Raw genomic sequence first — 14,970 nt, 5'->3', positions numbered from 1 at the left:
ATACTCCGTCGCCGGGCGATCAGGCCGCAGAACTTTTGGCGGACGATTGTTTGGCGACCAGTTCGTCAAGACAGTCATCGGCAAGCGGTGTGATCGGGGCGAAGTCGCGATGGGCGATCCACGGTTTGCGATTAAACGCCCGGATATGGTTCGAAACCGCGCACAGGCTAAGATAAACAATGGTGCGGTCAAACGGGCTGATATTGGGGGGGCTGGCATGGACAAGGTTGCCGTGGAACATCACAACCGATCCGGCAGGCCCAATCGGGGCTTCACAGCCGCCTTCGGCAGCAAGCTTGGTCACGGTTTCTCGATCCAGGGTCCAAAGCGGATAGGAGGTGGTTTCAAGATCGTGACCGGCTTTGAGTACGCCTGCCTTGTGGCTTTTGGGGATGAATAGCAACGGGCCGTTTGCCGGAGTGACGTCTTCGAGGAACAGGGCGATGTTGAACGCGCGCGGTTCGGGCATTTCATCGTCGCGCTGCCAGGTGCCGTAATCCTGATGCCATTGCCAGACGGCGCCATCAAAAGCGGCCTTGGCGTTGATTTTGTATTGATGCATGTAAACCTGTTCATCAAGGAACTGTTCCACAGGTTCGATCAGGCGGGGATGGGCACCAAGGCGGCGGTGGGCTTCGTTATAGGTGTGGGCGGCAAAAGCCGTGCGGGCGACGCCCGATGTTTCGCGCCAGACTTCTTCGCGGTCGGATGCATAAATCTGGCGGGCTTCGGACAGAAGAAGGGCGGCTTCTTCGCGAGAGAAAAGTTCCGGTAGAAAGACAAAGCCCTGTTCGCGAAATTCGGCAAGTGCCGCTTCATTGAGTTTCATGACGTTCCTCCGTGTCGCAAGATTTTGGTTTTTGTTGTGCGACCTTGTGCCCGGTTCGGGCGGTTTATGCGCCAGGCGATTCAATTGTTTTTCTTTGCAGTTTCTTTCATGTGCGTGATCAGGCGGTTTGCGGCATTGCGTGTATGTGCAATTGCCAATTGTTGGGCCGCCGCGCCATCGCCGGCGCAGATCGCGTCGGCGATGGCTTGATGTTCGGTCCAGACGGGGTCGGGACCGGTCCCGGTTTGCAGATCAGCATGCATGACACGCCGAACCTGCAGCCAGATTGCGGCTGATGCCTCGGGCAACAGGGGGTTGCCCGACAGGCGATAGATCGTTTGATGAAACGCGACGTCGGCTGCAACAAGGTCTGCGGTGGTATTGCTGTCCAGGGCGTGGTGTCCCTGTTGGATGGCAGCCCGCAGGGCCGATTTCCGTTCGTCTTCCGGGGATTTTGACGCCAGACGGGCGGCAAGCCCGTCAAACGCTTCGCGCAAGTCATAAACGTGCTCGACCAGTTTGGCGTCGACCGGCGCAACGCGGTATCCGCGCCGTCCCATCGGTACCACCAGTCCATCACGACGCAGCAACCCCAGAGCTTGCAACACTGGCTGCCGCGAGACATTGAGCTCCTCGGCCAAGGCTTCCTGACGCAAAGGCGTTCCGGGAGGGAGAGCACCGGAACACAAGGCATCGACCAAGCGATCATGCACTTCGTCAGTCAGACTTTTACGACCGGAAAGCGGTTCCATCTTCAATCCTTTTTTCGCATGTGGAATACTGTATACACTAAACTTAACCATTGGAAGATCAAATCGACAAAAAATGACTCTGTGGTTGTGTTCTCAGATTAAAACACTGTTTTGGTGGCGCGATAGCCCAATTGTGTATTGTCCGTGGTCCGATCGCGTTCCATGATTATCGCAGAACAACGATAAGGAGACGATGTCATGGCCCGTTTCATTGCTGCCTGTGTCCAGGTGAATGCGCGTGACAATATGAGCGACAACCTTGCACGTGCCGCGACCTATGCGCGCGATGCCCATGCGGCGGGGGCGACGCTTATTGCGTTTCCGGAAAATGTTTCGATGATGTCGTTTGGCGGGGAAAAGGTGCGGACAGCCGCCTTTGACGAGGCCGATCATCCGGCCCTGACATTTTTCTGCGATCTGGCCGAAGAACTGAAATCGACCCTGATTGTCGGGTCATTGCATGTGAAGGTGCCGGGCGAAGACCGGGTTGCCAATCGCTGCTTTGTGATCGGCCCGGACGGGGCGGTGATCACATCCTATGACAAGATCCATATGTTTGATGTCGATCTGGCGAATGGGGAAAGTTACCGCGAAAGTAAAACATTCCGCCCCGGCGATCAGGCACGGCTTGCCAAAACCAATATCGGCGATATCGGCATCGCGATTTGCTATGACGTCCGGTTCCCGCAGCTTTTCCGTGATTATGCCAAGGCGGGGGCAAAGATTCTGTCGATCCCGGCGGCGTTTACGCGCACGACCGGGCAGGCGCACTGGCACAATCTGTTGCGGTCACGCGCGATTGAAAATGGTTGTTATGTGGTTGCAGCCGCACAGTGTGGTGATCATCCGGGCAACCGGCAGACATTCGGCCATTCGCTTATTATCGATCCATGGGGTGAGGTTCTTGCCGATGCGGGGACCGATCCCGGCTTTGTTACCGCCGAGATCGATCTGGACCGGGTCGAAGACATTCGGCGGATGGTGCCGTCGCTTCATAATGACCGGGCGTATAAACCTTGCTGATTTAAGCGCCGTCTGGCAGATGGTCAGCTATAGCTGACTACCTCGAACTCGATGCCGTTTTCATCGTGGAAATAGAACCGGCGGCCGGGCTCGTAATCTGCGTGATTGTGGGTTTTAAGGCCGCTGGCGAGGATTTTCTTTTCGGTGGCATCAAGGTCGTCAACCACAATGGCGACATGGTTCATCCCACCCAGCGTGCGATAGGAATTTTCGTCCGAACTTACCGGTGTTCCGCCGGAATAGACGGCGACATAGCTTGTATCACTGCCGACATGATAGCTGATGCCGTTATCCTTTGCCGGACCGTTCCAGCGCACATGCCAGCCAAACCAGTCGCATAATTGTGCAGCCGTTTTGGCTGGATCAGCGACGGTGAAATTCACATGTTCCAAAAATGCATCACTCATGGTGATCTCCTTTATGTTTTTCTCTCAACTGTTTTCTGTGTAATTCCTTAACTTAAGTTGAGGTCAATAGGAAAATTCGTGATCAGCTCGATTTTGGACGCCATTGGTCACGCGGCTTCACGAAACAGTGTCGCAACGTCATTTTACCTTTGGGGGCGCTTTTTGCAGTCTGTGATCATCAAGACAGCAAACGGAGTTTTATGGTCATGCTTAAGCGTATTTTACTGGCCTCGTGCGTGATGGTAGCGGCGTCAGGGGCGGCTTTTGCCGGGGAGCAATATGTTGATGAAACCGGATTTGCGATCAGCGGGTATGATCCGGTGGCCTATTTCGATCTGAAACAGGCGGAGCCGGGCGGGGCACAGCCACTTGCGGTGCCGGGTCGTGCCGATATTACCGCCAATTACAACGGTGCGACATGGGCGTTTGCATCCGAGGAGCATCGCGACATGTTTGTTGCCAATCCTGCAAAATATGCGCCGAAATATGACGGGCATTGTGCCTATGGCATTGCACAGGGGGGCAAGGTTCCGGCAAATCCGAACCTTTGGCGGATTGTCGATGGGGCGCTTTATCTGAACATCACGCCGACGGTGGTTGGTTTCTGGTCCAGCGATATCAGTGGGAATATCAACAAGTCCGAAGGTAATTGGACGTCGCTTGAAGCCAAGGATGCGTCGGATAAAAGCTGGAAGGCGATCCGCGATAATGACGGCACCTATGACGGGACAGCCCCGGTGAAGTAAGGTGACCTCAGGATGAAATGCCCCCGGCAGATTGGTCTGCTGGGGGCGTTTTTATGAGTTGCGCAAGGCCTCGACGACTGGCCGCCGATAAAGCAGGAAGGCCGGAACCGTGGCCAGGATCAGGCCAATCAGGACAAAGCCACCGGCAAGCGATAGTTCTGAGCCTGAAATTGTTGCCTGTAACGCCATACCGGTTTCGGCCGTAAAGACGGTAGAAACCGATTGGGCAACAAACCAGCCAAGTCCAAGACCGGCAATGGCACCGATCACGACAAGGATCGAGACATAGGACCAGATCGCGCCAAACACATAGCTTCGCGGTGCGCCAAGAGCGCGCAGGACAGCGAATTGTTTGCGATAAAGCTGCATCAATGCCAGGATCGCGGCCAGAATGGCGGCAACGACCAGTCCCTGTGATCCCAGTGCCATGGCACGCATCACCGAACCGGCATTGCCCAGCAGGCGATACATTTCCACCAGAACCTCGGCCGGGAAGAAGGCGGTGCTGTGGTCTGTCCGGTAATCGGCACGCAGCGTATAGGCGGCTGCGACGCTTTTGGGGCGGACAACCAGTGCCGGAACACCGGGCAGGGCATCGGCATCAAAGGGCGGGCCGATATGGTCCATCACCTGATGTTCGTGCTCGTGCTCGTGCTCGTGATCCTCGTCGTGATGTTCCGCTGCTTCGTCATGATCATGATCTTCATGTTCGTCATGATGTTCTTCTGCGGCACCGTTATGGTCGTGATCTTCGTCTTCATCATGGCCGGTTGGCAGGGCATGGATATCCCAGACCTGCTCGACGGCAACGATGATCGCACTATCCCACGGGGTTCCGGTGGGCTTCATCTTGCCGACGACTTGTAGATGAACGCCGTGATGATGTTCAAGCTCGGCTTCGGCACCATGACCGTGGCTGGGCTCGAATTCATCGCCTATTTCAAGCGGGACGGCAGCACCGATAACGGCCTGTTCGATGTTTTCAAATATATGGCCGTTTGCCAGTCCATCCGACAGATAGGCTACGAATTGCGGCGTCGATCCGACAATGCTGTAATCCTGCCAGCTATCGCCAAAGGCAAGCGGGGCGGCGATTTCAACCCGCGGGTCGGTCATCAGGCTGGCCCAGTGTTGACCATCGAGTAGATTGATCGCGCTATGGCGCAGGAAAATCGTGTTCATGACGATTTCGGTCTGGCTGCCGGGGGCGGCGATAAGGATGTCGAATTTGTCGGCGGCCTTGGCGCTGCCTTGGCGCAGTGCACGTTCCTGTGCGGTAATGCCGACACCAATGGCAACCGCAACCGCGATCAGCAGCACGAACAGAATATTCATGATCCAGTGGCGGCGCAGGCTTGCAATGACGATGGGAAACGGGTTCATGTGCCCTCCGCCCGGTTGGTGGTCGCATCATCCACAAGATGGCCCTTGTCGAATTTCAGGATGCGCGCGCAGCGATCAATCACGTCGCGGTCGTGGCTGACGGTGATCAGGGTGCGGTTTGATCCGGCAAGTGAAAACAGAATGTCAGTCGCGATCTGGCTTGCTGTGTCATCCAAGCTTGCGGTTGGTTCATCAGCAAGGATGATCGGCGGATCGAACAGAAGGGCACGTGCAATCGCCACGCGTTGCTGTTCGCCGCGCGATAGGTCCGATGTGCTTTTGCGCGCCATCGGGACGCCGACCTGATCAAGAAGATCATAGGCGCGTTTACGGGTTTCTGGTGAAATGCGCCATCCGGCAAAGCTTGCCGGGATCAGAACATTTTCAAGCGGGCTGACTTCATCAATCAGATGGAAATCCTGAAAGACAAAACTGATCGATTGGCGGCGCCAGCGATCAGATGCGCCTTCGGACAGGCTGGTGATATCGGTTCCGTTCCAGATGATATTGCCGCCTGTCGGACGCAAAAGGCCGCTGATCAGATAAAGCAGGCTGGACTTCCCCGACCCCGACGGGCCGGAAATGCCAACGACCTCGCCCTGATGGATGGCAAGGGATGGCAGGCTGATGACCGGGGCCGTATTGCGATGATAGCGCAGTTGAAGATCCGAAATCCGCAACAGGTCCGACGCGCTTTGATCTGCGCCGGGCTTAGAGGACTTCGAACTCTGCATCGACAAGTCGGACAAGGCTGACAAATCCGGTTTCCTCATCTTTGGCTTCGCCGAGCTCGAGAATGCCGCTCGTGACGATCATGCGGTTAAAGGCGACGGCGTCGACCCTTTCGCGGGTTCTGACAAAGACAATATCGACCGGCCAGTCGGCGGATGTTTCGCAGAACGGGCAAACTGACATCGGGCGACGGGTCAGTACGAAAAAGGATGCCTCCGCCTTAAGTGGCGGAGCCATGAAGCCGGTAATTTCGATGCGACTTTTATCTTTGGCGAATGTCTTGGCCTGAACGGAAAATTCGTTCTGGGTTTCGTAAATATCGGGAATTTTGATCCGGTCGCGTGCAAAGGCCGGCGGGGCGATCAGCATCCCGGCGGTGGCGGCTGCACCTGCAATGAATGTGCGGCGTCCGACGATCATGGAAATCTCCATCAAAGAAAATGCCGACCGCAGTTTGCTGCGGTCGGCGGTATCAGACGCAAGCCTTATTTCGAAGCCATGCGGTCTTCGATTTTCGAGGCATAGGACATGACGTGATAGATGAAGTTCTGTTCAACGACACCGCTGAACAGGTGCGACCACGGGCCGTTGGCAAAGATGGCAACATCATCGCCAGCATGGGTTTCGCTGCTCATCGGGACCAGTGCCTGCTGAAGGAAGTCAATGTCGGTGGTGTCGACATTGGTCAGGTCGGCACGGACTTCGTCCTTAAGCGCACCCGGGCCGTTCATGTAGCCAAGGGTAGTGTAAGGTTTGCCGTCGTCGCCCTTTTCCTCGGAAACGCCAAGGATCGGATTGCCGCGGCTGGAATAGCCGGAAATGGTCATGGTGTGCGAGTGATCGGCCGTGACGATGATCAGGGTATCGTCAAGATTGACCTTGCCCATGGCTTCCTTGACCGCGTCGTTCAGTGCGACGGTGTCTTCGAGTGCGCGTGCCGCATTGCCTTCGTGATGGGCATGGTCGATACGACCAGCTTCAACCATCAGGAAGTAACCCTTGTCATTTTTCGACAGAATATCAATTGCCTTGCCGGTCATTTCGGCCAGGCTCGGTTCGCCAGCCGCATCTTTGGCGCGGTCGGCTTCATATTCCATGTGCGAGCGGTCAAACAGACCCAGAACATGCTTTGCCGATGCAACGTCGATCGCATCAAACTGTTCTTTGTTCCAGATGTAGGACGCGCCTTTACCCTTGGCATCAACCCATTCCTTGGTCAGATCGCGACCGTCGGAACGCTGGCCCATCTTGCCCTTGTCTTCCGGGTCTTCCATGGTTTTGTCCATGAACATGCGGCGACCGCCACCAAAGGCAACTTCCAGCCCGTCGCCCGCCGACCATTCAATCAACTGGGCTGCGATGTCTTTGCAGCCATCCGCTTTGGCAGCATCAGAGAGGTCGCTGTCGCTTTCCCAGTTACGATCGGAGGTGTGAACATAGGTTGCTGCCGGGGTCGCATGGGTCAGACGAGCGGTGGAAATCACGCCGGTCGACATGCCCTGTTCTTCGGCCTGGGCCGCAAGGCTTTTGACCGGATGGGCAAGCTGTGCCTTGCAATCGCCACGGACAACGTCCGAGCTGACGCCGATGGTGCCGTTATTCATTTTGACGCCAGCCATCATCGCCGATGCGGTCGGAGCCGAGTCTGCGATCTGCCCGTCGTGGGTATAGGTTTTGGCAAGGGCAACGTTCGGGAACTGGCCGAAGGCGAGGCTGTTGCTTTCGCCGTCCACACCGCGCTTCTGGCCTTCATAGATGCGGGCTGCGGTAACGGTCGGGATGCTCATGCCGTCGCCAACGAACAGGATGATGTTCTTGGCGCGGTTGGTGTTGGCCTGCTGTTGCAGTTTCTGCTGCAGGGTCTGCTGGGCGGCGACGAAATACGGATCATTGGCCTGCGGCAGCATGTCAGCGGCAACAGCAACGTTCGCACACATGGCACCAGCCAGTGCGGAAGCGACAAGAAGGCGTTTCATTTCGATGTTCTCCCTTATCGAACGGAATATTCGGCTGCACTCTGCCATGCAGCGAATGGTTCTCATTTTAAGATCGATAAGGGGCGGTTTGGTGAAGCTAATGTGATTGATAGGTTACAATGTTCGGGTGAATGTATTTTGGGGCTCGAAGCTTCATGAATTGGATTTATTCCAAACTAAAGCCTTGAACAATTTGACCAATATTCCGATGTGCGAATGAACCGACATAGCAGGTAAAACAAGGACGGCGGACCGGAAATACATCCTTGCCCGCCGCCATTTTCTTCAGGACCAGCGTGTGATCCATCAGGTGTGTTTCGTGGCCTTAGCTTGCGATTTCGCCGCCGCCCTGCTTGGTGATCGCAACCACCGACGGACGCGCCGGAACGCCGTCCTTGAAGTCCGGCCAGCGGGTGCTGGGTGCGTCATATGTCGAACCATCTGCTGGGTGCTGAACCGCGACAAACAGGGTCGTTCCGTCCGGGGTGAATTCCGGGCCGCACATTTCAGCGCCAACCGGGCAGGCAAAGAAGAATTTGGTCAATGCACGACCCGGCCCATCAACATCGGTTGCCCACATGCCATCAGGAATGTCGGAACCCTGTGCTCCGTCAGACGAAATCCACAAACGACCACGATGGTCGATTGCCATATTGTCAGGGCATGATACCCAGGCTTCGGCAGCAGGGTGGTAAACCGCTTTGTCATCCGGATTGGCAGGATTGCCCGCAGCAATCATGATGTCCCAAGTGAAGCGATTTGCGGTGTGATCCGCATCCTTGCCCATACCCCCCGGAGGAGTCAGTTCAAGAACATGACCATGCGGGTTGGCTGCACGCGGGTTGGCGGCATTGGGTTCCTTGCGTTTGCTGTTATTGGTCAGCATAACGTAGACTTTGCCGTTGACCGGGTTCGGTTCGACATCTTCGGGGCGGTCCATCTGGGTAGCACCCAGAAGGTCAGCCGCACGGCGGGTTTCGATCAGGACATCGGCCTGGCTGTTGAAATCGTTTTCGGCGGTCAGCGGGCCTTCGCCAAAGATAATCGGCATCCAGTCGAGGGTACCGTCATCGTTGAACCGGGCAACATACAGCGTGCCTTCGTCAAGCAGGTCCATGTTTGCGGCGCGATCATTTGGATTGTATTTGTTCGCCGCAACAAATTTATAGAGATAGTCGAAACGCTGATCGTCGCCGGAATAGGCAACAACCGAGTTATCCTTGTTGACGATAACAGTTGCGCCTTCGTGTTTGAAGCGGCCAAGGGCGGTGCGTTTTTTGGGCATTGATGTCGGATCGTAGGGATCGATTTCGACCATCCAGCCGAACTTGTTCGGTTCGTTCGGTTCTTTTTCGACATTGAAACGGTCGAAATATTTGACCCATGAATACCAGCTGTCCGGCTCGATGCCGAGGCGCTTGTAGTTGCGTTCTTCGCTGGTTTTGGCGATGTCGCCCCCGAAATAGCCGTTGAAGTTTTCTTCGGCGATCAGGATGGTGCCCCACGGGGTTTTGCCGCCTGCACAGTTGTTCAGCGTGCCGATGACGCGCGTGCCGGTCGGGTCAGAACTGGTTTTCAGGCGGTCATGGCCGGCGGCCGGGCCGGAGATGGCCATTTCGGTATCAAGGGCCGAAATGCGGCGTGCATAATTTGACCCGTCGATGACCTGCCATTTGCCATTGGTCTTTTTGATTTCGACGATGGAATGGCCGTGGGCGGCAATTTCGTGAAGGGCCTGTTCTTGTGATGCGCCCATGGCATCCTTGAGTCCCGGCCACATCATTTCCGCATTGGTGTATTCATGGCTGACGCACAGAAGGCCGTGTTCGGAATTGTCCGAGCCGACCGGCAGCGGCATATAGCCAACATAGTCACAGTTATAGCCGAACTGTTTATTCTGGGCGGTTGCGTCAACAGCACCCGGAACGAAGGCCGGTGCATCGGCAGCAACCTTGTCGCCCCAGCGAATCAGGACGTCGGCATCGTAACCGTCAGCTACCGCATGAGTTTCGGTGATTTTCTGCGGGATCGATTTGAAGGTCAGGGTCGATGCGTCCTGCGCACGGGCCATGCCGGAGGTCGCGATACCGGCGCCAGCGACGGCCGAGGTTGCCATCAGCCCCTTGAAAAAGCCACGGCGGGAAAGGCGGGCATTGATCAGGTCGGCTACACGCGGATTGTTTGTCGGGTTCGACGGAATGTCATCGCGATCCTCGACGATTTCAAAGTGTTCTGTCATGGTTTTCTCTCTCTGCCAAATGCTAAAACTAGCGCCGAGGAAGATGCCAGAAACCAGCTGTTTTAATTATGACACTTGTGTTTATTTTTATTTTTATTCCAGTGTGTTACGGAATTGTTGCGGTCTGCTTTGCCTATGGTTTGCAGGCCGACAGGAATTGTTTCACAGCGAAGGGAACGGCTGTGGCTGGTTTGTATTGAGGGCCCTGCTCGAATGCGTTGATTTTCCAGCCGGAAAAGGCGTTTTGCAGTTCGCCAGGGTGCAGAAGGAATTCTGGTGATCGCGGGCGGCCGAATGCTTCGTTACCGATCATGAAGGTTTCATAAAGCAAAGTGCCACCGGATTTGATCGCATCGCGAAGATTTTCAAATAGCGGTCGGTGCAGGTAATTGACGACCACCACCAGATCAAACTGCCGGTCCCCAAGCGGCCAGGGACCAGATTCAAGATTTGCTTCGATCCACTCAATTCCTGTGTTTTCACCGGTTCCCGTATCCGACAGATCGCGATCAAGGGCTGTGACCTGCCATCCCTGATCCGCCAGCCAGAAACTGTGACGACCCTTGCCACAGGCAAGATCAAGGGCCGTTCCACCGGTCGCGGGGCAGGGTGGGGAATGACGGGTAACCCAGTCCGATGGCATTAATGATGACATTTTCATAAATCTTGGTTATTGAAGGAGCCGCCTGAAACTGGCGTTTCGGGCAGGGTGTCGCTATATCATTGATATCAAAACACCTTGCAATTGTTACGGTTTGCTTGAACAAAACAACACCATGATCCTCTTTCAGCTTAAATGCGAACATGATCACGAATTTGAAGGCTGGTTCAAAGACGGTGCCACTTATGACACCCAGGCTGCCAGCGGTGAATTGTCATGCCCGTTTTGTGGAACGGCCAATGTCGGAAAGGCGTTGATGGCACCGCGTCTTCGGACGTCGCGCCAAAAAGAGGAAGCCGCCGAAAAGACCCGCCAGGTCGCCTTTGCCGAGGCAACCCGTGCGGCAATCGCCGAAATCCGCAAGCAGGTCGAACAGAATTGCGAGCATGTCGGTAACAAATTTGCCGAGGAAGCCCGCAAAATCCATTACGGCGAAACCGAAAAGCGCGGCATTTATGGCGAGGCATCACTTAAAGAAACCGCCGAACTGATCGATGAAGGCATTGATGTTCAGGCGTTGCCATGGCTTGATGAGAGCAAGAAGAATTAGGGGCTCGATCCCGCTTTGCTCCCTTCATGCCTGATGTGCCGTCCTAAAATACGTTGTCAGCTATAGGATCAGGCTTTGGCGGGTTTTTGCGCGATCACCATATAATTGATGTCAAGATCGCGAGGGGCAATCGACCATTTATCCGTGATCGGGTTGTAGGTCACACCGGTGATATCCACGAGATCAAGACCGGCACCTCGCAGCAAGCCCGACATTTCTGATGGTTTGACGAATTTGCGCCAGTCATGGGTGCCAGCAGGCAACCAGCGCAGGATGTATTCAGCGCCGAATTTTGCCAGTGCCAGCGATTTGATCGTCCGGTTCAGGGTGGCAACAAACATCAACCCGCCGGGTTTGAGTAACGCCGCACAGGCCTGCATGAAGAATTGCGGGTCATCGACATGTTCGATGACTTCCATATTCAGAACGATATCGAACTGCTTGCCCTCGTCGACCAGCATTTCCGGGGTGCAATTGCGATAATCAATGGCAAGGCCCGATTGCACAGCGTGGACTTTTGCGACTTCGATATTGTTTTCGGCTGCGTCGATTGACGTCATTTTTGCGCCCATGCGTGCCAGCGGTTCGGACAGAAGACCGGCACCGCAACCGATATCGATGATTTCGACATCTTTCAGGACGTCAAGCTGGTTGGCATCGCGTCCGAGATGGGCAGCGATATTGTCGCGCAGAAGCTGCAAGCGGATCGGATTGAACTTGTGCAGGGGCTTCATCGCGCCGTTCGGGTCCCACCATTTTTCGGCCATTGCGGAAAAGCGTGCGATTTCCTCGGCATTGGCGGTGCGGCTGTTATTGGCGGATGCGTGCGACATGGACGGCTCCGATGGCGTGACGTTGATTTTCTTTGCCCTGTTTACGCGGGCGCGCCCGGCAAGGCAATAGTTTGCCGGGCATCAAGGTCCTGACGCCGGGCGAATGAGGGCTTTGCCAGCATGAGGGAAATCGAAACGTGCCTTGCGCCAATCGCATGTGTTGTCAGGGTTTTCAGGTAAGAATTCGCAGGATATTTCGCAGTTTGCGCCCTTGGGGAGGCATCTGGCGCATCAAACCCGAATAAAAAATGAATCGATGCAATTTTCCCCTGCGTTGATGCTTGTTTCCAAAAGAGTATGGCAGTATTGATAACGCCGCCCGGATCAGGCGGCGCGCCGCATTGATGGCCTGCGCCAATCGATCGAGGGCCGGATCACATGCCGTCTTCTTCGGAGCACCGATGGATGGCAAGCTTAGCGGGGATACTTCATGGCCCGTATTGTCATGAAATTCGGCGGCACATCGGTCGCCGATGTCGAAAAGATCAAGAACGTCGCCCGTCGGGTCAAATCCGAGGTCGATGCCGGGAACCAGGTAGCGGTTGTTGTTTCGGCAATGTCGGGCAAGACCAACGAACTGGTTGGCTGGGCTGATGAAATTTCACCGATGTATGACGCGCGTGAATATGACGTGATCGTATCATCGGGCGAGCAGGTGACAGTTGGCCTGATCGCCATGGCGCTGCAAAGCATTGACGTACCAGCACGTTCATGGCTTGGCTGGCAGATTCCGATAAAGACCGATGGCGCGCATGCCAAGGCACGTATCAAGGAAATCGATACAACCGAACTCGACAAGCGCATGAATAGCGGCGAGGTTGTCTGTGTTGCCGGTTTCCAGGGGATCGCACCTGACAACCGCATTACCACGCTGGGCCGTGGCGGTTCGGATACTTCTGCGGTGGCGCTTGCCGCGGCTCTGAAGGCTGATCGTTGCGATATCTATACCGATGTTGACGGGGTTTACACGACCGATCCGCGCATCGTGCCCAAGGCGCGCAAGATCGAAAAGATTACCTACGAAGAAATGCTGGAACTGGCATCGCTTGGTGCGAAGGTCCTTCAGACCCGTTCTGTCGAGATGGCCATGAACCATCGCGTCCGGGTACAGGTCCGCTCCTCCTTTAGTGATGCGGAAGGAACACTTGTTGTAGACGAGGACGAAATCGTGGAACAGGAAGTCGTCAGCGGGATTGCCTATAGCCGTGACGAAGCCAAGATCACCTTGGTGAAAGTCGCCGACAAACCGGGAATCGCTGCTTCTATCTTCGGCCCGCTGGCCGAGGCCAATATCAATGTCGACATGATCGTGCAGAACGTTTCAGAAGACGGTAAAAGCACCGACATGACCTTTACCGTGCCGCGCGGCGAATTTAAACGTGCGCTGTCGGTGATTGAGGGCAATTCGGCCAAGATCGGCTATAAGGAATTGCTGAGCACATCAGATGTGACCAAGGTGTCGATCATTGGTGTGGGCATGCGTTCGCACGTTGGCGTTGCGCGCAAGATGTTCGAAACGCTTGCGGAAAAAGGCATCAATATCCAGGTCATTTCGACCTCGGAAATCAAGGTAAGCGTTCTGATTGCCGAAGAATATACCGAACTGGCAGTTCGCGCGCTTCATACCGCTTATGGCCTTGATGCCGAGTAATTTAATATAATGTGACTTGCATGGCCTGTGATTAAGTCACTGTTAAATTGCGTCAATTATTACATACTAGCTGGAACTATCGGTTTCGGCCTTTATGATGAAATGGCAGGGAACCCTTGGTTTCCTGCATTTCTGCTTTGGGGTACAGAATGATATGAGAGATCCGAAATTCGATGTCGCACGCGCCCGCCTTGAAAAATTGTGGGCGGCGGGCAAGGAATTTCTGGGAACGGATTACGCCATCATGGCGGGTGCAATGTCCTGGGTTTCCGAACGTCACCTTGTGGCGGCGGTTTCAAATGGCGGTGGCTTTGGTGTGATTGCGTGCGGGTCGATGACCCCGGAATTGCTGTCGGCAGAAATCGCCGGGACCAAGGCCCTGACCAAAAAGCCGTTTGGCGTCAATCTGATTACCATGCACCCGATGCTTGATGACCTGATCGAGGTTTGCCGTGAGCATGAAGTCGGTCATGTCGTTCTGGCCGGTGGTCTGCCGTCATCGGCAGCGATCAAGAAAGCCAAGGAATTTGCCAAGGTCATCTGTTTTGCACCGGCACTGGTTTTGGCCAAAAAACTGGTGCGCTCGGGTGCGGATGCGCTGGTGATCGAAGGCAGCGAAGCTGGTGGTCATATCGGCCCGGTTTCCCTGACGGTTCTGGCGCAGGAAATCCTGCCGGAAATGCGCGATGTTCCGGTATTCTGTGCCGGTGGTATCGCGCGCGGCGAAGCCATTACCGGATTGCTTGAACAGGGGGCGGCCGGTGTTCAGATCGGTACGCGACTGGTATGCGCAACCGAATGTATTGCGCATCCCGATTTCAAAAAGGCCTTCATTCGTGCCAGCGCACGCGATGCGGTCACCACGGTTCAGCTTGATGAACGTTTCCCGGTTATTCCGGTACGCGCCCTTGCCAATAAGGGAACCGATGAATTCCTTGAAACCCAGCGCAAGGTAATTGCCAAATTCCGCGCCGGTGAGGTTGATCAGGGTGAAGCCCAGCTTGAGATCGAACATTTCTGGGCCGGTGCGCTTCGCCGGGCTGTTATCGATGGTGATGTCGATGGCGGATCGGTTATGGCAGGGCAGTCGGTTGGTATGGTAAAGAAAGAACAACCGGTATCCGAAATTCTGGAAGAACTGGTCGAACAGGCCGTTCAGTCCCTCGTTAGAAGAGACAGTTAAACCCG

Annotated in this window: 15 protein-coding genes; 5 read left to right on the top strand and 10 right to left on the bottom strand. The window is 55.3% G+C overall.

The window, feature by feature from the left end; all coding sequences use genetic code 11:
- Positions 1–19 precede the first annotated feature (19 nt).
- Both TH3_RS15080 and TH3_RS15075 read right to left on the bottom strand, forming a co-directional pair.
- On the bottom strand, positions 20–829 hold the full coding sequence (locus TH3_RS15080; protein ID WP_007091136.1) for a phytanoyl-CoA dioxygenase family protein: 810 nt from the start codon (positions 827–829) through the stop codon (positions 20–22).
- Positions 830–909: 80 nt separating this feature from the next.
- The gene (locus TH3_RS15075) at positions 910–1,581 is read right to left on the bottom strand and encodes a GntR family transcriptional regulator (RefSeq protein ID WP_007091135.1); all 672 of its coding nucleotides are present in this window, start codon (positions 1,579–1,581) and stop codon (positions 910–912) included.
- Between the two features lie 198 nt (positions 1,582–1,779).
- On the opposite strand from TH3_RS15075, the gene TH3_RS15070 reads away from it, so the two are divergent.
- Positions 1,780–2,604 (top strand): carbon-nitrogen hydrolase family protein, encoded by an 825-nt coding sequence (locus TH3_RS15070; protein WP_007091134.1) that lies wholly within the window; start codon positions 1,780–1,782, stop codon positions 2,602–2,604.
- 23 nt (positions 2,605–2,627) lie between these two features.
- Here TH3_RS15070 and TH3_RS15065 read toward each other — a convergent pair whose 3' ends face one another.
- Positions 2,628–3,011 (bottom strand): VOC family protein, encoded by a 384-nt coding sequence (locus tag TH3_RS15065; RefSeq protein ID WP_007091133.1) that lies wholly within the window; start codon positions 3,009–3,011, stop codon positions 2,628–2,630.
- Between the two features lie 206 nt (positions 3,012–3,217).
- Here TH3_RS15065 and TH3_RS15060 point away from each other — a divergent pair, with 206 nt between their 5' ends.
- Positions 3,218–3,757 (top strand): YHS domain-containing (seleno)protein, encoded by a 540-nt coding sequence (locus TH3_RS15060; RefSeq protein WP_233421785.1) that lies wholly within the window; start codon positions 3,218–3,220, stop codon positions 3,755–3,757.
- 51 nt (positions 3,758–3,808) lie between these two features.
- On the opposite strand, the gene TH3_RS15055 is transcribed toward TH3_RS15060, so the two are convergent.
- The 6 genes from TH3_RS15055 to TH3_RS15030 form a co-directional block, all read right to left on the bottom strand.
- Positions 3,809–5,140, bottom strand: a complete 1,332-nt coding sequence (locus tag TH3_RS15055; RefSeq protein ID WP_007091131.1) for an FtsX-like permease family protein — start codon at positions 5,138–5,140, stop codon at positions 3,809–3,811.
- Positions 5,137–5,874, bottom strand: a complete 738-nt coding sequence (locus TH3_RS15050) for an ABC transporter ATP-binding protein (RefSeq protein WP_076519661.1) — start codon at positions 5,872–5,874, stop codon at positions 5,137–5,139. Before TH3_RS15050 ends, TH3_RS15055 begins: the two co-directional genes overlap by 4 nt.
- Complete coding sequence (locus tag TH3_RS15045) at positions 5,852–6,292, bottom strand: hypothetical protein (protein ID WP_007091129.1); 441 nt, start codon at positions 6,290–6,292, stop codon at positions 5,852–5,854. The genes TH3_RS15050 and TH3_RS15045 overlap by 23 nt, the downstream gene beginning before the upstream one ends.
- Positions 6,293–6,357: 65 nt before the next feature.
- On the bottom strand, positions 6,358–7,848 hold the full coding sequence (locus TH3_RS15040) for an alkaline phosphatase (RefSeq protein WP_007091128.1): 1,491 nt from the start codon (positions 7,846–7,848) through the stop codon (positions 6,358–6,360).
- A 325-nt stretch (positions 7,849–8,173) separates the two neighbouring features.
- Positions 8,174–10,087, bottom strand: a complete 1,914-nt coding sequence (locus TH3_RS15035; protein ID WP_007091127.1) for a PhoX family protein — start codon at positions 10,085–10,087, stop codon at positions 8,174–8,176.
- A 133-nt stretch (positions 10,088–10,220) separates the two neighbouring features.
- Entirely contained in the window at positions 10,221–10,742 is a 522-nt protein-coding gene (locus TH3_RS15030) for a class I SAM-dependent methyltransferase (protein WP_040061075.1), read from the bottom strand.
- 121 nt (positions 10,743–10,863) lie between these two features.
- On the opposite strand from TH3_RS15030, the gene TH3_RS15025 reads away from it, so the two are divergent.
- The gene (locus TH3_RS15025) at positions 10,864–11,298 is read left to right on the top strand and encodes a DUF1178 family protein (RefSeq protein ID WP_007091125.1); all 435 of its coding nucleotides are present in this window, start codon (positions 10,864–10,866) and stop codon (positions 11,296–11,298) included.
- A 68-nt stretch (positions 11,299–11,366) separates the two neighbouring features.
- On the opposite strand, the gene ubiG is transcribed toward TH3_RS15025, so the two are convergent.
- Positions 11,367–12,131 carry a bifunctional 2-polyprenyl-6-hydroxyphenol methylase/3-demethylubiquinol 3-O-methyltransferase UbiG gene (gene ubiG, locus TH3_RS15020; protein WP_007091124.1) on the bottom strand — a complete coding sequence of 255 codons (765 nt, stop codon included), beginning with the start codon at positions 12,129–12,131 and terminating at the stop codon, positions 11,367–11,369.
- Between the two features lie 430 nt (positions 12,132–12,561).
- Between ubiG and TH3_RS15015 the strand changes: the two genes are divergently transcribed.
- Together TH3_RS15015 and TH3_RS15010 are read left to right on the top strand one after the other, a co-directional pair.
- Positions 12,562–13,782, top strand: coding sequence for an aspartate kinase (locus tag TH3_RS15015; protein ID WP_007091123.1), 1,221 nt, complete (start codon positions 12,562–12,564; stop codon positions 13,780–13,782).
- A 154-nt stretch (positions 13,783–13,936) separates the two neighbouring features.
- Entirely contained in the window at positions 13,937–14,965 is a 1,029-nt protein-coding gene (locus TH3_RS15010; RefSeq protein ID WP_040061073.1) for an NAD(P)H-dependent flavin oxidoreductase, read from the top strand.
- The last annotated feature ends 5 nt before the right edge of the window (positions 14,966–14,970 follow it).

Source organism: Thalassospira xiamenensis M-5 = DSM 17429, from assembly GCF_000300235.2.
Lineage (GTDB): Bacteria > Pseudomonadota > Alphaproteobacteria > Rhodospirillales > Thalassospiraceae > Thalassospira > Thalassospira xiamenensis.
Note: the sequence above shows the minus strand (reverse complement) of the source record. Positions and strands in the feature narration are given on the sequence as shown.